Origin of the sequence: Citrifermentans bremense R1, from assembly GCF_000426865.1 — a bacterium.
GTDB classification, from domain to species: Bacteria; Desulfobacterota; Desulfuromonadia; order Geobacterales; family Geobacteraceae; genus Geomonas; species Geomonas bremensis.
On sequence record NZ_AUGE01000007.1, the window covers coordinates 35,777 to 54,973 of the forward strand.

Genomic DNA, 19,197 nt, shown 5'->3' on the forward strand with positions numbered 1-19,197 from the left:
TTTTTGACAGTCAGGGAAGCTCCTTGGAGATCTTCATGCGCCACTTGAGGTCACTGAGCGCCTCGCCGGCGAGTTTCCCCCAGGTCCCCCCGGAAGCTGCCGCCTTCTCCCAGCTCGCTTGAGCCTTGGCCACCTCCCCCTGCTGCAGGTAGAGTTCGCCGGCCTTGTACTTGAACTGCGCGGCACCCTCTCCGGCTGCGACCCTACCCCCGACCTCGCAGGCCGCCAGCGCCCCGTCGTAATCCTTGCAGACGGCAAGCGCACCGGCCAGGGTGAAGTAGCCGTCGGGAAGAAGCGGCGAGTCCTCCCTCACGTTCTGGGTGAACCGGGCGAGGCTCCTCACCGCGCCCCTGTGGTCGCCGGCGGCCAGCTGCGCCTTGCCGAGATAATAGTCGCTGTCGGGAAACTGCGCCTCCCTTCCCTTGGCGGCGAGGAAGCGAAGCTCAGCACCCGCCGCCGGCAGGTCCCCCTTCTCGAAGGCGATCCGCCCCAGCTGCTCCTTGACCCTCGCGGCGCGCGCGTCGGCCGGGAAGCGCTGCAGGAACCTGCGCCCCACCTCCTCAGCCTGCGCTTGGTTCCCTAAGGTGGCGGCGTCGTCCACCACGCGGGAGAGCATGAAGGGGGCGCCCGCCGCGGCCCAGTTCTTCTCGTCCAGGTAACCGAAAAGCTCCATCTCCTGGGTCAGCTTCCCGGTCCGTTCGAAGGCCTGGGAGAGCCTCTCGGGGAAGGCGGGGTCGCTGAAGCACCGGGCGAGATGCTCCCGGTTCTCCCGCGCGAGCTGCACCAGGGCCTCGTCCTTTCCTGCCGCGGCGAGCTCACGGTAGGAGGGGAGCAGCAGCTCCTCGCGCATCTGTTTGACGATGGTGCTGAAGATGCCGCGCGGGTAGCGCCGGTCGTAGCTGATGGCGGCCTCCAGCGCCTCCCGGGGGGGGGCGTAAAGGGCCAGTAGAAGCGCCGTCTTGAAGAGCGCCTCGTCCCTCGTGTCGAAGTCGCCCGGCGCCTGGTAGATCCCCTGGTACTTTGCCAGAAGTTCCCGGTAGCGGTCACGGGAAAGGGTGAAGAGTTCCCGGTCGGCAAGCTTCAGGCGCGCCCTCGCCGCAGCGGCGCTCCCCGGCGCGTGCACGACGACGCTTCGGTACAAAGCCGCCGCCGCAAGCTTTCTCCCCTGCCGCTGCGACAGGTCCGCCAGGCGGCTCATCAGCTCGCTCTGATAGGGGGTGCCGACGTAGCGGTCCATGAGCTGCAAGAGCTTTCGACGCCCGGCGGCGAAGTCGCCGCTTCGGGCGAGGGCATCGGCATAGGATTGCTGGATGTCGGCTGCCTGCTCCAGGTATTGCGGCCAGGCCGCCTCCCCCTGCTTGAAGGCGCCCAGCGCCTCCTTGACGCGCCCAAGCCCTAACTGCGCCTCCCCGAGCCGGTAAAAGGCGAGCGCCCGCGCCCCCCGCGGCTTCCCCAGGAAGGTGGTGAAGACCCCTGCAGCAGCCTCGGCCTGCTCCTCGTAAAGGAGGCTCTCCCCCTGCTGGAAGAGCGCCAGCTCCTCGGGGGCGAAGAGCTCCTTCAAAAGCTTCGCGTCGGTGGGGGCGAAGGGGACCCCTCCCGGGTCCGACTCGAAGGCGCGCACGAACTGCTCGGTCCCGGCGAGGATCGGCTCGCGCCCCGGCGCAATGTCGACCCTTCCTGCCCGCTTCACCCCAGGCCCGATGTCGAGCGAGAGGACCGAAGGGTTGCCGTAGGAAACCGCCTGTACCCCCGGCTCCGACTCGCGCACCGGAATGGAGAGGCTCAGGACGCCGGCTCGCAGCTCGGTGAAGATGCCGGAGAGCCTGGCGTCCGCGTAGCCGCGCAGCTTCCTGAAGCTCGGGGCGTCGGCCCCCCTCACCTCGAGGCGGACCCGTCCCGGAGAGAGCCTGAGCGTGTAATCGGGGGGGGACTGGAAATAGAGGTTGATCCTGGTGAATTCCTGGTGGGGACGGACAGCGATACGGCGCAGGCGGTTCTCCTGCTGCGCCTCCGCGCGGCCGGGGAGCGCGCAGGCGACAACGAGCAGGAACAGCAGGGCGAGCCCTGGGCGGGGTGTGCGCAACGTGTAGGTCATAGCGGGGAGCAAGGCAAAAGGCATGCCGTTATCTCACTCCTGCGAGCCGGAACTTAAGTGTTTGGAATAAAAGTGGTTTTAACTGCGATACGGATCCGGTCGGGGGAAGAGGGGGTCCTGCGCGGTCCGGCAGTCAAAAAAACTGCCGGCCGGGATGTTTTTTTGACTCGGCTACGGGGTGTGCAGGATCTCCCCCACCTTGGAGTTCAGCTCCTGCGGATCGAAGGGGGGCATGAGGACACCTTTCACCCCCGCCTTGAGCGCCTTGAGGACCGAGCTGCGGGTCCACTCCGGCGCGCAGAGCACCACGGCGCCCCCTTTGCGGTCCACCATCGGGACCACCCTCTTGCAGATGGCGAGGTCGCGGTCCGTGGTGTGCTTTAAGGTGATGAAGGCGATCTTGACCTCTCCCTGGGAGAAGAGCCCCGGGAGGTCTGCGCCAAGCGGCGCGTCGATGAGGTTGAGGCCGGTCCCGGCGAGCCCCAGCACCAGTTCGTGGCGCGACTCGTCGTCACCCAGCACCAGGATGGAGTCGGCTACGGCCTCATCCTCCGGCGCCTCTTCGGCCGCCTCCTCCGCCACCTCCTCGGCCGGCTGTTCGGGCTGCGGGTCGAAGAGATTCGCCAGCGGGTGCGGGACCATGATGTCCAGCATGCTCATCTCGTGCCCCTCGATCTCCAGGGGGGCGCGGTACATCATGTACTCGCCGTCGGGAAAGGGGGCTTCGTCGCTCAGTTCGTCCGTTCCGGGAACGTACTTCTGCGGCGGGAGGAGCTTCAGGTGCACCTTCTCGGGGAGGTTCGGCTGGAACACGGAATTGAAAGAGCCGATGATCTGGTTGGCGATTTCCCCGAAGGCATCCACGTCGTCCGGCTCCTGGATGCTTAGCCTGCGCTTCTCCTGGATCCTGGGCCCGGGGATGCCGAGCAGGATGGAGCTCATCACGATGGTGTCGCCCAGCGAGAAGAGGAGGTAGAAGCGCCCGGGATAGGCCTCGCGCGACTCGACCCCGACCACGTAGATGGGGTTGTCCTCGTCCCCCAGGTAGCTCTTACGGTCCGTGTTCAAGACGTCGGAAGCTGCCACCGTCATGCTCTGGCCGAGGAGCATGCTGCTCTCCTCGCCGGCCTGCTTCATGGCGGCGTCCAACATGGATTGTAGCTTTTCGTATGCAGCCATCGCCTACCGCCTAGATTTCCTTTCTCAGCTTCAGCCCGACCAGGAAGCGGTCACCCTCGTTGGTGAACGGGATGATGACGCAGTCGCTGTCGGCCATCGAGTTGACCGTATAATCCTCGCCCGAGATGACGGTCGGGATGGAGAGGTTGATGTCCAGCCCCCCCTTGGAGAGTATCTGCTTCACGTAGCCCCCCAGCATGTTGGCGATCTCGCCCAGGGCGTCGTTCACGTCCTCCCCCACCTCCTCCACGTCCATGCCGAGCATGTTGGAGGTTATGCGCAGGGCGAAGTTCCGCGGGCAGTGGATGGAGAGGATGCCGGTGTAGGTGCCGGCCAAGCCGACCATCCCGGTGACCGAGCAGTGGAACGCGGTGACAGGCTCCTTGATGGGGTAGCTGTCCTCAAGCGCCATCATCACCATGGTGTCGAAGACCTCCTTGGTGGCGTTGATCACGTAGCCCGCCAGGTCCGCCTCCTCCAGATGTGTCGCGTGCGCGATTTCCTGGTTCAGCGACATCATAACAAGCCTCCCAGCTTCTCGTTGAGCTGATCGGGCGTGAAGGGCTTCTTGATGGAGTCGCTCGCGCCGTTGGTGATGGCTTCCTTGAGTATGTCCTCCCCCCCTTCGGTGGTGATCATCACGATGGGGGTCTTGACCCCTTTGGCCCTGACGCTCTTGATGAACTCGAGGCCGTCCATGTTCGGCATGTTGATGTCGGAGAGGATGAGGTCGATGCTCTTTCCTTCCATGGCGGCGAGCCCCTCGATGCCGTCGCCCGCCTCGTAGATGTCGTCCACGGCAAGACCGGCCTGGCGCAGGCTGCGGGAGATGATCTTTCTCATGGTCGAGGAATCGTCCACTATTAATACGTTGCCCATGTTTTGCTCCTCCTTGGCTGATAGGTGGTATCGGTCGCAACAGCGTCTTTTCGCTGCTGTTTTAGGCTCGATGCTAGGCTAATCGGTTTCTTGGCCCTGAACTTTAACGCTTAAATGACTTCCTTTTCCTCCCGCAGCGGCAAAAGGACGGAGAAGCGGCTCCCCTTGCCGGCCGTGCTCTCCACGCCGATGCTGCCGCCATGGGCTTCCACAATCGCCTTGCTGATGGTGAGGCCGAGGCCCGTCCCCTTGAAACCGTGCGCGCCCTGAGCCCGGAAATACTTGTTGAAGATCCGCGGCAACTCCTCGGGCGGAATCCCTATGCCGGTATCGGCGACCTGTACCCGGAGAAACCCGTCCCGGACCTCGCTGCTGAAGGTAATGGTGCCGCGCCTGGGGGTGAATTTCACAGCGTTGCCGATCAGGTTGGCGAAGACCCGGCTGATCTGCTTCGAGTCGAGTTCCAGCGGTGGTATGTCGTCGCAGAGCTCGCTTTGGAAGCAGGAGCCGTGCACCGCCGCCTCGCGCTCGCCGTCGCGGCTGCAACCCTCCAGCAAGGGGCGGATGTCGCAACGGCAGCGGTCGATCGGCAAAAGGCCCGCCTCCAGCCGGTAGGCGTCCAGCACGTCGTCGATCATGGAGAGCATCTTCACCGAACTCTTGTCCATCTCCCCGAGGAACAGGTGCAGAGAGGCGTCGATCTTCGCCTTTTCCCCCACAAGCGCCTGGATGTACCCCATGATCACGGTAAGCGGCGACTTGAGGTCGTGGGTCATCATGGCCACGAACTCCTCACGCTGCCGCCTCTCTTTTCTTTCAGCAGTTATGTCGCGCAGTTGGTACAGCTCCCCCCCGCCGCATTCGGCCGGCAGGACAAAGGAGCGGACCTGGACCACAGTCCCTTCTAAGCTCATCTCCACCGGGGCGTCCAGCGAGTCCTCGCTCAATACACGGTAAAGCGGGGTACGCAAGGGGAGCATGTCGACCCTGCGCCCTTGCACCTTGCCGCGCTGGACGTGGAGCAGCTCTTCTGCCTTGCTATTGACGAGGCGCACCTTGCCGGTGTCGTCCAGATGCACGACGCCGCAGTCGATCCGCTCCAGCAGCATGGCTGCGTTTTTTTCAGGTTCCACCTGCATGGCACCTCCGCCTGGACCTTAAAACCGTCCTTGGCTTATCGGAAATAGGTGTGCATATCTTGAGCCAAAAAGGCCTGCAAAATTCTACCAGATTGTGGAGAGGTTCCAGGGGAATGGGAAGAAGTAGCGGGGAAGAAAAAAGAGGACCGCCGGGTCGCCCCGGCGGCTTGTCAGCGGGAAGAGCCGGTCTGCAGCGGGAGCCCGTTTTTGTACCATCCCACCAGGCCGTCGGCCATGTTGTAAACGTCGCGGTACCCCTTCGAGGCAAGGAAGCTGGCTGCGCTCTGCGAGCGGGCACCGACGGCGCAGTACACCAGCACCGGCCGGTCCCGCGGGATCTCCTGCACCCTCCTGCCGAGGTCCCCCAGCGGTATCAGGAGCGATCCTTTCAGGTGTGCCTGCCGGTACTCCTCTGGGGTGCGGACGTCCAGGACCACCATCTTGGCGTTCTTCGCCAGGAGCGCACGGGCCTGGGCGGAGCTGACGTTGACCGCACCGGTGGCAAAGGAGGGGGCAACGGCAAAAAGCAGCAGGGAAAAAAGTACGGCAAAGACTCTCATAATCGATGAACCCCTTCGTTGTTAATTTATTCGACTTCGAGCAGGTATCCTACCTGCAGAGGCTTGAATCCGCCAGGGAATTCGCGGGCGAGCCGCGCCGCCGCGTGGAAACCGGTGCAGTGGCCGGGGGAGACCTTCTTCACCTTGTACTTCTTGAGGGCCTTGATGGTGGCATCGATCTGGGACTGGGAGGAGAAGGCGAGATGGCATCCTCCCACCACTCCGTAGACCTCCCCCACCCCAGTCTTCTCCCGGGCGAACTCGATAGTGTTGACCACCCCGGCATGGCAGCACCCCAGAAGGAGCAAAAGCCCCTTCTCCGTCACGATGACCAGGGACTGGTCGTCCGGGACGGTGTCGCGCCGGCAGCCGGCTAAGTCGCAGAAAAGGCCGGCGTCCCCCTCCTCGAAGCTCGAAAGTCTGGGCACCTCCCCGGTGAGGAACACCCCCGGAAGGATTTCCCTGAAGGCGTCCCCGTAGGAAAAGGTGGCCCCCAGGCCGGCAAGGAAATCCTCTGAATAGGGTATGCCGACCGAGCGGGTCGCCCCCTCGCGGAACACGTAGCGCCTGGAGAAGACGTCGGGATGCGCCAGCACCTTTTTGGGGCCGGCCGCCTGCAGGAGCGGCCAGAGCCCTCCCGCGTGGTCGTAATGCCCGTGGGAGAGGACTACCTGCTCGACGCTCTTAAGGTCGACGTTCATGCGCTGGGCGTTGTGCAACAGGGTTTCCCCGGCGCCCGTATCGAAGAGGAGCGACTCTTCCCCCTGCTGCACCAAGGCGGCGAAGCCGTGCTCGCCGAGGGTGCCGGAGAGCGGCCCGGCGCTGTTGTCGCAGAGAATCCTGATCCGGCAGCTCACCTGGACGAAGCCTGCGGCGGTAGCTTCGGCACCCCGAGCTTTTTCAGGATGGTCATCATCGGGCACCATTCGGTGAATCCGGACTGCAAGAGGTTCAGCCCGATGAAGGCGGTGAACCAGAGCCACCGGGGATCATGGTAATGGGCCAGGGCCAGCGAGATGAGGGTGAAGCTCCCGGCAATGAGCCTTAAAAGCCTGTCGATGTACATGGCGTTCCTCCTATCGTGCGCCTAGGCGCAGCTACCCTGCTGCAGCAGTTGCGCCACCTTTCCCGCCACCTCGGCGGTGAGGGTGGGGCACCCTTCCTTTCCTTTGGCCGAGAGTACCTTGCAGCAGGTGACGCGGTACTGGGCCTTGAACCAGCGGTGCAGCTCACGGGTCAGCTCGGAGGCCTTGCGCCGGTCCGCGTCCAGGACGAGCCCCAGCGCCATGGTGCCGCCCGCCACGGCCCCGCAGATGCAGCCGGAGCCGGAGCCCCCGCCGAACCCGGCGGCGAGCCGCACAACCAGGTCCCCCGCTTCCGGGGCGAACTCGTTCTTCACGGCCGCGAGCACCGCCTCGGCGCAATGCATCTTCCCCGAGCGGTAGAGCGCCTCGGCCTGTGTGGCGACCTTGCCGGCCACCGTTTGATCAAATTGTTCCGCAACGTTTTGTAACAAGAAGCCTCCTTTACGACAGGTGAAGGTCGGGAGGGTAAACCCCGGTCCGCCTCGCTGCACCAGCGTTACATCTTAATATACATATCTCCCACTTCTCAACCTAAACCTGAACCTCGACCTCTTTTTCCGCCTCGCTCCCCGCTTCGCCACCTTTTTTGTGTTTCTCCTTCCAGGACTCCACCATGAAGTACAGGATGGGAATGGTGATACGGGAAAGGGTGGTGGAGGCGATCTCGCCGCACATCATGGCGAGCGCCAGCCCCTGGAAGATCGGGTCGAAAAGTATCACGAAACTCCCCACCACGACCGCCGCCGCCGTCAGCAGCATGGGGCGGAAACGTATCGCCCCGGCGTCTATGATGGCCTCGTCGAGCGCCATTCCCTCACGGCGACGCAATTCGGCGAAATCGATGAGGATGATGGAATTCCTGACGATGATCCCGGCGAGCGCGATGAAACCGATCATGCTGGTGGCGGTGAAGAAGGCTCCCATCAGGGCGTGCCCCGGCAGGATGCCGATCAGGGTGAGCGGGATGGGTGCCATGATCACGAGCGGCGTGGTGAAGTCCCGGAACCAGGCCACGACGAGGACGTAGATGAGTACCATGACCGCCGCAAACGCCACTCCCAGATCGCGGAAGACCTCGTAGGTTATGTGCCACTCGCCGTCCCACTTGATCCCGGGGCGCTCCTCGCTCCAGGGCTGCGTTGCTGCGCGCTGCTCGATGCGGTAGCCGCCGGGAAGCGGTATGTTGTCGATATCCTTCTGCATCTTGAGGATGGCGTAGACCGGCGCCTCGATCACCCCGGCGACGTCCCCGGTGACGTAGACCACGCTCTTCAGGTTCTTTCGGTAGAGCGATTTTTCCTCCACCCCCTTCACCACGCGCACCAGCTCGGAGAGCGGGACGTTACCCTTCGTCCCTGCGAGGTAGATGGAGGAAAGCGAGGCTATGTCGCTTCTGGAAGCAAGCGGCAGCCTCAGGTTTATGTGCACCGGTTCCTTTTCCTGCGGGGCGTGCATGATCCCCACGTCCGTCCCCCCTACCGCCATCTTCAGGGTCTGCACCACCTGGGCCGCGTCGACCCCGGAGAGAGCGGCCTTCTCGCGGTCAACCTCGAAGCGCAGGTTCGGCTGGTCGTCCTCCTGGTACCAGTCCACGTCGACGACACCCGGGGTAGAGGCGAAGATCCCCTTGATCTTTTTGGCGATCTCCACCCGGCTCTGCTGGTCGGGGCCGTAGACCTCCGCCACCAGGGTGGAGATGACCGGCGGCCCGGGGGGGATCTCGGCCACCTTGATGCGCGCGCCGTAGCGGTCCGTGATCGCCTTGAGCGCGGGGCGGATCCTTCTGGCTATGTCGTGCGACTGCCCCTTTCGCTCGTCCTTTCCTACCAGGTTCACCTGGATCTCGGCGACGCTCGGCCCTTTGCGCAGGTAGTAGTGGCGCACGAGGCCGTTGAAGTTGAAGGGGGAGTTGGTCCCGACGTAGCTCTGGAAGTCGGTCACCTCGGGGACCTTTCTGAGCGTCTCACCCAGTTCCGCCACCATGCGGGCGTTCTCCTCCAGCGTGGTCCCCTCCGGCGCGTCCACGATCAGCTGCAGCTCGCTCTTGTTGTCGAAGGGGAGCATCTTGACCGTCACCGCCTTGAAGTAGATCAGCGAAAAGGAGAGGAGCAGCAGGAGCACCACCGTGGTCAGGAAACCATAGCGGACCTTCTTGTCGTGCAGAAGCCTCCCCATGAGGCGCCGGTAGAAGCGGGTCATCCAGCTTTCGTCGGGCGGCGCCTCGCTGCCGTAGTGGGACTCACCCTTCATGAAGCGGTAGGCGAAATAGGGGGTGACGATGAGCGCGATCAAAAGCGAGAAGACCATCGCCATGGAGGCCCCCACCGGGATGGGGCGCATGTACGGCCCCATGAGCCCACCCACGAACCCCATGGGGAGGATGGAAGCGATTACGGCCAGGGTAGCAAGCATGGTCGGGTTGCCGATCTCGTCCACCGCCCGCACCGCCGCCTCCAGCGGCTTGAGTCTCGTCGTCGTGAAGTAGCGGTGGATGTTTTCCACCACCACGATGGCGTCGTCCACCAGGATCCCGATGGAGAAGATGAGGGCGAAGAGGGTGATCCGGTTCAGCGTGTAGCCGATCCGGTTGAAGATGAACATGGTGAGGGCGAGGGTCACCGGAATGGCGATGGCCGCGACGGCGCCCGCACGCCAACCCATGAAGACGGCGATGAGGATGGTGACCGAGATGGCCGCGAGGAACATGTGGAAGAGAAGTTCGTTGTTCTTGTCCTTTGCCGTCTCGCCGTAGTTCCTGGTCACCGTGACCTGCATCTCGGAGGGGATGATCTTACCCTTTTGGAACTCGACCCGTTTCAAAAGGTCCTCGGCTACCCAGGTGGCGTTGGCCCCCTTCCTTTTGGCGATCGATATGGTCACCGCCGGGTAATCCGCCGCTCCCCCCTTGAGCCCCTTATGTGCAGCCGCCGGGCCCAGGCCGAAGAAGACGTAATCCTTCGGCTCCTGTACGTCGTCGGTCACCGTCGCCACGTCCGAGAGGTAGACCGGGCGGCCGTCCTTCACGCTCACCACCAGCCTGCGGGCGTCCTCCGGGGTCGAGATGAAGCTTCCCGCGTCGAGTTTGTAGTCGCGGTTTCCGGAGGAGACGGCGCCTGCGCGCTGGGCAACGTTCCCCCGCTCCAGGGCGCCCATGACCGCGACAGGCATGAGGGCGTAGGACGAGAGCCGGGCGGCGTCCAGGCTCACCTTCAATTCGCGCGAGACTCCCCCGCGGATTTCCGAGTTGGCGACGTTGTCCACCTTCTGCAGGTCGTCGCAGAGTTCCCTCGCCACCCTTCTCAAGGCATGGTGGTCGTAGCGGTCCGACCAGAGGGTAAGGGAGAGGATGGGGACGTCGTCGATCGATTTCGAGACCACGAGCGGCTCCGCGGCGCCGGGGGGGAGGAAGTTGCGGTTACTCATCACCTTGTTGTAGAGCTTGACGAGCGAGTTCTCCATATCCTCGCCCACCAGGAAGCGGACCGTGATCATCCCCATGCCCGGCTTGCTCACCGAGTAGAGGTACTCGACCCCCTTGATCTCCCAGATCTTCTTCTCGAAGGTGTTGATCAGGCGCTCCTCCACCTCCTTGGGCGAGGAGCCCGGCATGGGGAAGTAGATGTCCACCATGGGAACCACGATCTGCGGTTCCTCCTCGCGCGGCGTGGCGACGATCGAGTAGAGCCCCAGCAGCAGCGAGGCGGCCACGATGAGCGGCGTCAGCTTGGAGTCTATGAAGGCGCGGGCGATCTTCCCCGCGAAGCCCAAGTTATTCATCTGTTTCTCCAGTGGTTAACAACAAGCCTTCGTTGCGAGCAGGGGCGACAACTCCCGAATCACTGCACCCGCGCGCCGTCTACCATGCGCTCCATCCCCTGGGTGACCACCTTTTCGCCGGCGGCAAGCCCGGAGATCACCTCGACCCGGCCCTCCAGGTTCCTCCCCAGCCGGATCAGCCTGAGCCTCGCTATCCCTTCCGGGGATACCGCCCACACGGAGGTGAGCGAGCCCCGCTCCACCACGGCTTGGGCAGGGACGGCTACTCCCTGCCGGGAACCTGTCTTGAAAAACGCCTTGCCGTAACTGCCGGAGCGAAGCGCACCGGTGGAAAGGTCAAGCTTGACGGTGAAGGTGCGGCTGGCCGGATCTACGACAGGCACCACCTCGGAGACGGTCCCGAGCGCGTGGACCCCCTCGACCGACACCGGCACCCGATCTCCCTGCCTCACCTTGCCGAGCAGCCCTTCCGGCGCGGCAACTTCAAGGCGGAACCCGGTCTCCTTCTCCACGGTCAGAAGCGGCGTTCCCGGAAAGACGGTCTGGCCGGCCTCCGCCTGTTTCGATACCACCACGCCGGAGATAGGAGCGGCCACCCGGCCATAACCGGCAACGGCGCCTGCCGCTCTTGCGCTCTGGCGCGCCTGCGCGAGCCTTGCCTCGGCACGGGCGACGCCTTGCGCCGCCACCTCCTGCTCGGTCCTCCTGGTGTCCAGTTCCTGCCGGGTCAGCGCCTGTTGCTCGAAGAGCCTGCTGTAGCGCTCGAAGGTGACATCGGCGAGCTTCTTCCGCGCCTGGGCCTCGGAGAGTGCGCGGGACGCCTCGTCGACGCCGGAGGCCGCTCCCGCCGCCACCGCGCCGCTTTCCACCGCCTCGATGGCGACCAGAAGCTTCCCCTTGCCGACCCGGTCCCCTTCCCGGACATAGACAGCGGTCACGCTGCCCGAAAGCCTGGCGGAGATGGCCGCGCTGGAGCGCGCCCGGACCGTGCCGACCGCCTCCTGCACCTCGGGGAGCTCCTCGGCAGCCACGCCGGCGACCGTCACCCCGGTAACGACCGGCGGCGCACTCTGCTGAACGGCATGCTCCTCTTTCTTCCCGCAGCCTAGAGCCGACGCTATCATGAGGGCGAGAACTGCGGCCCGGTAGCTTCTCATTGGATGACCTCCTTCAGAAATACCCCCGCACGGAAATAGACCTCGCCGGTTGAGGCAAGGAGGTTGTTCTCCACCTCGACCAGGCCGGCGCGGGACCGGTTCAACGCCGCTTCGACATCCATCAACTCTACCAGCGGGGAGAGCCCGTTGCCAAAGCGCAGAGCCACCAGGCGCACACCTTCCTCGGCGTCCTGCACCGCCCGCCGTGCGCTCTCCAACCTGAGCAGAGCCTCCTGGCGCCTAAGCACGCTCTCGGTTACCTGGAGCGCCACTTCCCTGCGGTCGTTTTCCAGCACCGCCGCTGCAGCCTTGCGGGAAAGCTCGGCTTTCGCCTTCTCATGCGAGCGCCTGGCACCGTCGAAGAGCTCCCAACGCAGATTCACCCCCACGTTCCAGGAATCCTTGTCCATCCCCAGCGGGAGGTCGCGGTCGTTTACCTGATAGGCGCCCCGGGCATAAACGGTAGGGAGATAGGCATCCTTTGCCTGCCGTACCGCGAGTTCGCCCAACTGCACTGAGGTCTCGTCCGCTTTCAGGTCCGGGCGGCTTTGCTGGGCCAGTGCCACCAGGTCCCGCTGGGCCAGGACCGGTTCCTTGATTTCGGGGAGTTCGCCTATATCCAACGCTCCACCCTGCTCGCCGCCGGTCGCCAGGTTCAGCCTCATGCGTGACAGCAACAGGTCGTTTTGCGCCGACACCAGCCGCTGCTCCGCCTCGGACAAGGCCGTTGCGGTGCGCAGCCGGTCGGACTTGAGCCCCAGGCCGTCCTTTTCCCGCAGCCCGGCCAGGCGGTCGTGCTCCTTCGCGTTGGCCAGCGCCTGGTCGGCGATGCTGCGGTAGGCCTGGGCGCGCCGCACCCCGAGATAGGCGAGGTAGACGCGGAAGGCAACCTCCTCGCGCCTCCCCTGGAGGGAGAGATCCGCCGCCTGGGCGCTCATGTCCGCCATGCGCACGCCGTTTCCGATCCCCAGATCGAAAAGCGGTTGCTCCAGCGAGACCGAGGTGCGGAAATCCGCGCGCGGCGACGGGTTGTTGAGGGTGTCGGCGGCAAAGTCGCCGGAAGGGTTGATGCGCCCCTCGTCCAGCTTCATCATGAAGACGCTCGAAGGGGTATTGGAAAGAACCACGCCACTTTCGGCCTGAACGCGGGGAAGGTACCGGCTCTTCACCACGGCAACCTCCTGCTCCGCCGCGCCCCGCTGGAACGACGCCGCCTTCAGCAGGTTGTTGCTCTCGAGGGCCCGGTGCACCGCCTCGCGCAGGGTGACCGTCTCCCCCAAGGCAGGCGCCGCGAGGAGTGCGAAGTACATCACGATCAGCGGCATTATCTTTCGGCTCACCAGGCGTCCCTCCTTGGAACCATTTAGTTCTTGAATTAATATATATGTGAAGCTGAATATAAATACTCCACCGGGGTATGTCAAGGCAATTTCTGTTCAGCCGTCATCTCCCGGAGAGCTTCCCACCGCAACGGCTACTAACCCTGCTCCGCATCCGCTTCCGGATAGCAGCCCTATCTAGAGTGAGAGGCACCTAGAGCCGTCAAAGATGCGTCTGTCCCGGTCATTCAGAAAAATACCAAGTGTAGCAGGTCGGCCCTCTTTGTCTTTTCGCAGAAGGACTTGATCTCTCGTTAAACCTATGCAGAAACTTCCCTGTATCAAAAAAAACCGGCGCCCATCGATAACGATGGACGCCGGTCGCCTTCTTTCATAGTAAAGCTGCTAAGCCAGTGGCTTCGGCTCTTATCCTTGTTACGCACCCGCCTGTGTCAGCAGGTAGCGCCCCACCCAGTTCTTGGAGAACTGGAAAGCGGTGCGGCCGCAGCGTTTGGTCTTGTCGTGCGACCACTGGATAGCATCGAGTTCCAGCTCCTTGGTCCAGGGGATGGTGAGGTTGCGGGTCGCCGCCTCACGCTCGACGCACTGGCGCACCGCGTCGATGTAACGGTCCTGGGTGAAGACGTGGAAGGGAACCCAGAGACCGAAGCGGTCGGAAAGGGAGACCTTCTCCTCCATCGCCTCGCTCTGCTGCAATTCGCCGTTCACGTATTTGCCCCCCAAAAGGTCGGTCTCGTACTGGGGGAGCAGGTGGCGGCGGTTCGAGGTTACGTAGATCAGCACGTTTTCCGGCGCCGAATAAACGGAGCCGTCCAGCGCGCTTTTCAGCATCTTGTAGGAAAGCTCCCCCACCTCGAAGGTGAGGTCGTCGCACAAAAGGATGAAGCGGTACGGCTCGTTCTCGACCGCGCTGAAGATCTCAGAGAGATAGATCAGGTCTTCCTTCTCCACCTGGATTACGCGCAGCCCCTCGCGACCGTACTCGTTCAGGAGCGCCTTCACCATGGAGGACTTGCCGGTCCCGCGCGAACCCCACAAAAGGGCGTTGTTGGCCGGGAGCCCCTTCAGGAACTGGCGGGTGTTGTTGATCATCACCTCTTTCTGCTTCTCGCAGCCTAAGAGTTCTTCCAGCCTGGTGTTGTCAGTCACCTTTACCGCCTCGAGGTATCCCGAGAAGGAATGGCGACGCCAGTTCGCGGCGTGGCACTTGGTCCAGTCCACCGCTTTCACGGCCCTGGGGAGCAGCATTTCGACAGAGCTGAGCACTCGCTCAAGCTGGGCAACGACCTCCGGTTTCAGATTCAACATGTGCTGTTTCCATCCTGTGTGTGGTGGCGACGGGCCGCGAAAAAGCGTACCGGGCCGAAGTGATCTTTCCTGCAGCTGCCGCTAAGGCGCGGGACGCCGGGTAAAAAGTCCAACCTGTATACGTCATTACACGCCCCGCTGTCAATTAAAACAGCGTTCAATTTGGCCAACATGATATGGGAAACTGCGGGCAAGAAAGGGGTGCGGGGAATTGCGGCGGGAGGAAGCTCGGTCCGGTAGGCGATGCCGCCCCCCTCTTCCCGCAGCATGGCGAGTTGCTCCGGGCTCAGGTTCCTGAGATAGCCGTCGCCGCAAACCAGATCCAGCACCGACACCCCCTGGCGCAGGTACGGCTCCAGCAGTTTGGCAACGGCTGCGGCTCGCGCCGACTCCCACGGATGCCTGCAGGCCTGGGCGCCGCTCATTTCCCTGAGATCCATCGGGCCTCCCTGGAACAGCAGATTGCAGCAAAGGAAAACTAGGAAGCGGCGAGACCCAGCTCGCCGGTGTGGGCGAGCCAGGCGAAAGCGAGGGCAAGGAGGTCGGCGACCCCTCCCATGGTGAGATTGCGACTGATATACGCCTCGTTCCTTTCGGCGAGAAAGCCAAGGAAGTCGCCGCGCTGCAGCACCAGGAGTTCCAGCTTGCGCCCGTCCTCCCTGACCGTCGCGAGCCCTTCCCTGCCGCAGCGGTGCAGGGACGTGCTGTCCTCGACGGTGGCCATCAGGCGCCCAAGCATGGCGTAGACTGCGGTGCCGCGGTTCCCTCCCCTGGCGATCTCGTGCCTGAAGGCGGGGAGTGCGGCGCCGAAGAGCGAGGGGAACCCCGCCAGCGCCTCCCCCATCACCCCCTGCGCTTCGGAACTGTTGCGGATGCGGCTTCCGTTGGTCGGCTGGGGGTGCGGACGGTCGAAGAAGCACTTGGCCAGGCGCCCGACGGCGGCGCTGAGCTCCCCCTCGTCGCGGCGCGCCACCTGCGAGCCGGCGCAAAGGAGGAGCCCGGAGAGGAAGATGTACCCCTTGTGGCAGTTGGTCCCCGCCCTCTGAAGCATCGCCGCCTCCGCCGCCACCCCGAGCCGTACCTGGGCGGCCAGTTCCTCCCCCCGAGCGAGGCTGTCGGTAACTTCGGCGAGATAAGCGGAAACGATCATCAGGGAGGTTTCCATCCGGCGCAGCGTGAGGTCGCGATGGGAGCCGGAATCGTTCAGGTCGACCAGTCCCGGCTTGGGGGTGAGGTAGAGCTCCATGAAGGCGCCGCGCACCAGGTTCAGGGACAGCGTGGGCAGCTCAGAGCGCATCGATGATCCTCCGGGCGCGCAGCATCAGCTCCTCGCTTTGGTGGCGCCTGGCATGGATGCAGGCAAGGGCGGGTTCGGGGCAGATGAGGCAGGTGCGGGGCGCGATATTCAGCCCGGCCCTGGAAACGGGGCGGCCGGCATGGTCGTAGATGTCGAGGTCTAGAAGCCTTCCCGCCGGGTGCATCGACTCCAGGGAGATCCCCAGCCGCTTCACCTGTGTGGAGGGGAGGCGGGTGCGGTAGATGCCGAAGGGACCCAGGTCGTCGCATCCGCGCACGACGCCCGACGTCTTCAGCACGCCCAGAAGGGCCTTCTCGCCCCATTGGAACAGGCGCTCAGCCCGTTCCCCGGTCTTCTCCGTCCCCGGCAGGTTCAAGGAGAGCATCACCGTGGCCGGGAACGGGGTGGGGAACATCCCGTCCATAAGGGCCTGCCGGCAGTCTCTCGCCTCCAAGAGGCTATTCCTTAACGCGTCTAACGGCATCTATGATGCTCCCGTCCCGGTACTCGATCACCGCCACCACCTGGTCCTCGAACTGAAGCGGCCGCGGGGTGCCGGTCACCCGGCAGATCTCCCGCTGCAGCTCGCCGATCTCCTTGACCGGCAGCTTCCTCCTGATCAGCTCCTCCTTGAGCTCGGGGTGCCGGTCGTTCACCGCGATCCCCCGCTCGGTCACCACTACACCTATGGTTTCGCCGGGGGTGGTGACGGTGGTGACCCGGTCGCGCACGATGGGGAGGCGCCCGCGAATGGAGGGGGCCACGATGATGGAAAGCTTGGCACCTGCCGCCGTGTCGGAGTGGCCGCCGGTGTTGTGCAGCAGATAGCCGTTGGACTCGGTGTTCACGTTGACGTTGAAGGAGGTGTCCACCTCGGTCGCCCCGAGGATCACGCAGTCGAGCCGGTTCACCACGGCGCCTGCGTTGAAAGGGTTCGCGTACATGTCGGCGCCGATCTCCTGGTGGGCGCGGTTTCGGGCAATCGATTTCACCGCCTCCTGGTCGAAGCACTGCACGTCCATCAACGCGCCGAAGAGCCCCTCTTCCAGCATCTCCACGAAGTAGCCGGTGATGCCGCCGCAGCCGAAGCTCCCCTTGATGTTGCCGCGGTGCATGGCGCCTCTCACCTTGTCCGAGACGGCGAGGGAGATGCCGCCGCTGCCGGTCTGGAAGGAGAAGCCGTCCTTCAAAAGGCCGGAGGCCTCGATGACCTGGGAGGCGAAGCTGGCGATCTGGAGCCCTACGGGATCCGTGGTGATCCTGGTGGTGGTGGAGACGATCTTCGCCGGATCCCCCAGCCGGTCCACGGTCACCACGTAGTCCACGAGGGTCTGGGGGATGCTGACCGGCACCACCGGGAAGGGGACCAGGTTGTCGGTGACCGCGACGACGCAGGCGGCGTGCAGGGCGTCGGTCTGGGCGTATCCCAGGCTGCCGCAGGCGGAGGGGCCGCTGTAGCCGTTCATGTTGCCGTACTCGTCGCAGCAGGGGGCGGCGATGAAGGCCACGTCCACCTGCACCGACCCTTCCATGATGGCGCGGGCCCGGCCGCCGTGGGTCCTGACCACGATGGGGCAGGAGAGCTCCCCCCGGCTCGCCATCTCGCCGATCAGACCATTCACGCCGCAGTGGAAGCCGGCGATGACGCCGCTTTTGATGTGGGGGATGATCTCGGCGTGCACCGGGTGCACCGAGGAGGAGGCGATCCAGATGCCGCGGATCCCCATGCCGGCGATCTCGGCCACCAGCCGGTTCAAAAGGAAATCGCCGTTACGGAGACTGTGGTGGGTGGCGATGGTCATGCCGTCTTTCAGGCCGCTCGCCTCGATCGCCTCCCTGAGGCTGGAGAGGAGCTTCGAGGCGCCGGGGTTGACGCGCCTCAAGCGCCGGGCGGCGACCTTCCCACTCGGGGTGATCGAGTAGGGGTCGCCGTAGGGGACGAGCTTTCTCCCCGCGTAACTTTCCGGAATCTCGCGTCCCAGGCTATTGAGCGCCATGTATCGCCTCCTCGTCTATCAGGGTGTCGACCATGCCGTGGGCGTACGCGGTCCTGAGCACACGCGCCGCCCGCTTCACCACCGGGGCGTCCACCATCTTTCCGCCAAGCGAGATGACGCCGGTACCTAGCTGCCGCGCCCGCTTTATCGCCTCGATCACCTGCAGGGCGTAATCCACCTCGTGCTGTTTGGGGGCGAACACCTCGTGCACCACCTCGATCTGGCGCGGGTTCACCAGGCACTTGCCGGTATAGCCGAGCCTCTTGGCCAGCTCGGTCTCGGCCCTAAGCCCCTCCATGTCCCCCACGTCGGCGAAGATGGTATCGAGCGCCTGGATCCCGTTCGCTTTCGCGGCCCAAAGGACCCGGGTCCTCGCGTTGAAGAGCTCCTCACCGCCGCGGCTTCTCTCGATTTCCATGCTGGCCGTGTAGTCCTCGGCGCCGAAGGCGAGCGCGAAGATGCGCTGCGAGCTCCGGGCGATCCCCACCGCGTTGATGACGCCGAGCGCGCTCTCCAGCGAGGGGAGGATGCCGAAGCGCCCGATCTCCACCTCGAGCTCTTCCTCGAACTCGGTCAAAAGCGTGTCCAGCCGCTCCACGATCTCCGGGGTGTCGGCCTTGGGGAGGCGGATACCGTCCGGCATGGCCGGGAGCACCACCTTCAGGTCCTCGTACCCCCAGCGGGTGTCGAGCGGGTTGATCCGGACCAGGAGTTCCTTGTTGCGGTCGGTGTACTGCATGAGGAAGCGCTTCACCAGGTGGCGCGCCGCGTCCTTTTCGGAGAGCGGGACCGCGTCCTCCAGGTCGATGATCACGGAATCGCAGTTGAAGATGGGGATGTTTTGCAGCATGGAGGGCATGTTGCCAGGGACGTACAGAAGCGAGCGCCTGAGCTTGTAATCCGCCATCAAGGTGCCTCCTCGTCGATGTAGATGGTGGGGATCCCCCCCACCTTGGAGACGTGGCGTTCGACCCCCGAGACGTCCAGTTCGGTGAGGACTATTTCGCAGGTGGCGAAGACCTCGGCGTCGTAGAGATGCCCCCCGACGACCTCGCCGGAGGACTTGGACATCATGATATGGAAGTGGCAGTCGAGAAGGTCGCTCTCGCCGGGGACGATGTTCCCCTGCAGCCCCAGGAGCTCGCACGGCCCCTCGATGTCGTGGATGGTGATGCGGGGCTCGGTGATGGGAAGCCTGGCCCCGGTCTTGATGCCGCGCAGCCTCACGTTCTTCACGCTCCCCAAGGCCGAGACGATCATGGCGTAGCGCACGTCGGTGAGGTGCGCGAACTGCAAAAGCCTCGTGGTGAGGCTTTCGCCCGGGGTGATCTTGATGATGAAGCGCCTGCCGTTGGAGCACTCCTTGTACCAGAGACCTTCCATG

Annotated in this window: 19 protein-coding genes; all 19 read right to left on the reverse strand. The window is 64.2% G+C overall.

The features are described 5' to 3' along the window. Positions 1–10: 10 nt before the first annotated feature. Positions 11–2,119 (reverse strand): tetratricopeptide repeat protein, encoded by a 2,109-nt coding sequence (locus K419_RS0107220; protein ID WP_226377649.1) that lies wholly within the window; start codon positions 2,117–2,119, stop codon positions 11–13. A 147-nt stretch (positions 2,120–2,266) separates the two neighbouring features. Continuing rightward, on the reverse strand, positions 2,267–3,274 hold the full coding sequence (locus K419_RS0107225; protein WP_026840998.1) for a hypothetical protein: 1,008 nt from the start codon (positions 3,272–3,274) through the stop codon (positions 2,267–2,269). Positions 3,275–3,284: 10 nt separating this feature from the next. Further along, positions 3,285–3,794, reverse strand: a complete 510-nt coding sequence (locus tag K419_RS0107230) for a chemotaxis protein CheX (protein WP_404813195.1) — start codon at positions 3,792–3,794, stop codon at positions 3,285–3,287. Continuing rightward, positions 3,791–4,153 (reverse strand): response regulator, encoded by a 363-nt coding sequence (locus tag K419_RS0107235; RefSeq protein WP_015839123.1) that lies wholly within the window; start codon positions 4,151–4,153, stop codon positions 3,791–3,793. Before K419_RS0107235 ends, K419_RS0107230 begins: the two co-directional genes overlap by 4 nt. A gap of 110 nt (positions 4,154–4,263) precedes the next feature. Then, positions 4,264–5,292: a sensor histidine kinase gene (locus tag K419_RS0107240; RefSeq protein WP_026841000.1), complete on the reverse strand. Its 1,029-nt coding sequence runs from the start codon at positions 5,290–5,292 to the stop codon at positions 4,264–4,266. A 170-nt stretch (positions 5,293–5,462) separates the two neighbouring features. Further along, the gene (locus K419_RS0107245; protein WP_026841001.1) at positions 5,463–5,852 is read right to left on the reverse strand and encodes a rhodanese-like domain-containing protein; all 390 of its coding nucleotides are present in this window, start codon (positions 5,850–5,852) and stop codon (positions 5,463–5,465) included. 26 nt (positions 5,853–5,878) lie between these two features. After that, positions 5,879–6,709: an MBL fold metallo-hydrolase gene (locus K419_RS0107250; protein ID WP_026841002.1), complete on the reverse strand. Its 831-nt coding sequence runs from the start codon at positions 6,707–6,709 to the stop codon at positions 5,879–5,881. After that, positions 6,706–6,918, reverse strand: coding sequence for a YgaP family membrane protein (locus tag K419_RS0107255; RefSeq protein WP_026841003.1), 213 nt, complete (start codon positions 6,916–6,918; stop codon positions 6,706–6,708). The genes K419_RS0107250 and K419_RS0107255 overlap by 4 nt, the downstream gene beginning before the upstream one ends. A 21-nt stretch (positions 6,919–6,939) precedes the next feature. After that, positions 6,940–7,368, reverse strand: coding sequence for a C-GCAxxG-C-C family protein (locus tag K419_RS0107260; RefSeq protein WP_026841004.1), 429 nt, complete (start codon positions 7,366–7,368; stop codon positions 6,940–6,942). A 100-nt stretch (positions 7,369–7,468) separates the two neighbouring features. Beyond that, the gene (locus K419_RS0107265) at positions 7,469–10,714 is read right to left on the reverse strand and encodes an efflux RND transporter permease subunit (RefSeq protein ID WP_026841005.1); all 3,246 of its coding nucleotides are present in this window, start codon (positions 10,712–10,714) and stop codon (positions 7,469–7,471) included. Positions 10,715–10,773: 59 nt separating this feature from the next. Next, a complete protein-coding gene (locus K419_RS0107270) occupies positions 10,774–11,871 on the reverse strand; it encodes an efflux RND transporter periplasmic adaptor subunit (protein WP_026841006.1) in 1,098 nt (365 codons plus the stop codon). After that, on the reverse strand, positions 11,868–13,211 hold the full coding sequence (locus K419_RS0107275; RefSeq protein WP_026841007.1) for a TolC family protein: 1,344 nt from the start codon (positions 13,209–13,211) through the stop codon (positions 11,868–11,870). Before K419_RS0107275 ends, K419_RS0107270 begins: the two co-directional genes overlap by 4 nt. A gap of 414 nt (positions 13,212–13,625) precedes the next feature. Further along, positions 13,626–14,519: an ATP-binding protein gene (locus K419_RS0107280; protein ID WP_012532282.1), complete on the reverse strand. Its 894-nt coding sequence runs from the start codon at positions 14,517–14,519 to the stop codon at positions 13,626–13,628. Further along, on the reverse strand, positions 14,513–14,959 hold the full coding sequence (locus K419_RS24075) for a hypothetical protein (RefSeq protein ID WP_026841008.1): 447 nt from the start codon (positions 14,957–14,959) through the stop codon (positions 14,513–14,515). The genes K419_RS0107280 and K419_RS24075 overlap by 7 nt, the downstream gene beginning before the upstream one ends. Before the next feature lie 38 nt (positions 14,960–14,997). Then, entirely contained in the window at positions 14,998–15,816 is an 819-nt protein-coding gene (locus K419_RS0107290) for a triphosphoribosyl-dephospho-CoA synthase (protein ID WP_026841009.1), read from the reverse strand. Then, positions 15,806–16,270, reverse strand: coding sequence for a citrate lyase holo-[acyl-carrier protein] synthase (locus K419_RS0107295; protein ID WP_264175600.1), 465 nt, complete (start codon positions 16,268–16,270; stop codon positions 15,806–15,808). The genes K419_RS0107290 and K419_RS0107295 overlap by 11 nt, the downstream gene beginning before the upstream one ends. 4 nt (positions 16,271–16,274) lie before the next feature. Next, positions 16,275–17,813, reverse strand: coding sequence for a citrate lyase subunit alpha (gene citF, locus K419_RS0107300; protein WP_026841011.1), 1,539 nt, complete (start codon positions 17,811–17,813; stop codon positions 16,275–16,277). Next, positions 17,800–18,720 (reverse strand): HpcH/HpaI aldolase/citrate lyase family protein, encoded by a 921-nt coding sequence (locus tag K419_RS0107305; RefSeq protein WP_026841012.1) that lies wholly within the window; start codon positions 18,718–18,720, stop codon positions 17,800–17,802. Before K419_RS0107305 ends, citF begins: the two co-directional genes overlap by 14 nt. Further along, positions 18,720–19,196, reverse strand: a complete 477-nt coding sequence (locus K419_RS0107310) for a PPC domain-containing DNA-binding protein (protein WP_026841013.1) — start codon at positions 19,194–19,196, stop codon at positions 18,720–18,722. The genes K419_RS0107305 and K419_RS0107310 overlap by 1 nt, the downstream gene beginning before the upstream one ends. Position 19,197: the final 1 nt, after the last annotated feature.

Excerpts from the sequence above, each read along its gene's own strand:
- K419_RS0107220 (WP_226377649.1), bottom strand. The coding sequence starts at position 2,119 with ATGCCTTTTGCCTTGCTCCCCGCTATGACCTACACGTTGCGCACACCC.
- K419_RS0107225 (WP_026840998.1), bottom strand. The coding sequence starts at position 3,274 with ATGGCTGCATACGAAAAGCTACAATCCATGTTGGACGCCGCCATGAAG.
- K419_RS0107230 (WP_404813195.1), bottom strand. The coding sequence starts at position 3,794 with ATGATGTCGCTGAACCAGGAAATCGCGCACGCGACACATCTGGAGGAG.
- K419_RS0107235 (WP_015839123.1), bottom strand. The coding sequence starts at position 4,153 with ATGGGCAACGTATTAATAGTGGACGATTCCTCGACCATGAGAAAGATC.
- K419_RS0107240 (WP_026841000.1), bottom strand. The coding sequence starts at position 5,292 with ATGCAGGTGGAACCTGAAAAAAACGCAGCCATGCTGCTGGAGCGGATC.
- K419_RS0107245 (WP_026841001.1), bottom strand. The coding sequence starts at position 5,852 with ATGAGAGTCTTTGCCGTACTTTTTTCCCTGCTGCTTTTTGCCGTTGCC.
- K419_RS0107255 (WP_026841003.1), bottom strand. The coding sequence starts at position 6,918 with ATGTACATCGACAGGCTTTTAAGGCTCATTGCCGGGAGCTTCACCCTC.
- K419_RS0107265 (WP_026841005.1), bottom strand. The coding sequence starts at position 10,714 with ATGAATAACTTGGGCTTCGCGGGGAAGATCGCCCGCGCCTTCATAGAC.
- K419_RS0107270 (WP_026841006.1), bottom strand. The coding sequence starts at position 11,871 with ATGAGAAGCTACCGGGCCGCAGTTCTCGCCCTCATGATAGCGTCGGCT.
- K419_RS0107280 (WP_012532282.1), bottom strand. The coding sequence starts at position 14,519 with ATGTTGAATCTGAAACCGGAGGTCGTTGCCCAGCTTGAGCGAGTGCTC.
- K419_RS24075 (WP_026841008.1), bottom strand. The coding sequence starts at position 14,959 with ATGGATCTCAGGGAAATGAGCGGCGCCCAGGCCTGCAGGCATCCGTGG.
- K419_RS0107290 (WP_026841009.1), bottom strand. The coding sequence starts at position 15,816 with ATGCGCTCTGAGCTGCCCACGCTGTCCCTGAACCTGGTGCGCGGCGCC.
- citF (WP_026841011.1), bottom strand. The coding sequence starts at position 17,813 with ATGGCGCTCAATAGCCTGGGACGCGAGATTCCGGAAAGTTACGCGGGG.
- K419_RS0107305 (WP_026841012.1), bottom strand. The coding sequence starts at position 18,720 with ATGGCGGATTACAAGCTCAGGCGCTCGCTTCTGTACGTCCCTGGCAAC.
- K419_RS0107310 (WP_026841013.1), bottom strand. The coding sequence starts at position 19,196 with ATGGAAGGTCTCTGGTACAAGGAGTGCTCCAACGGCAGGCGCTTCATC.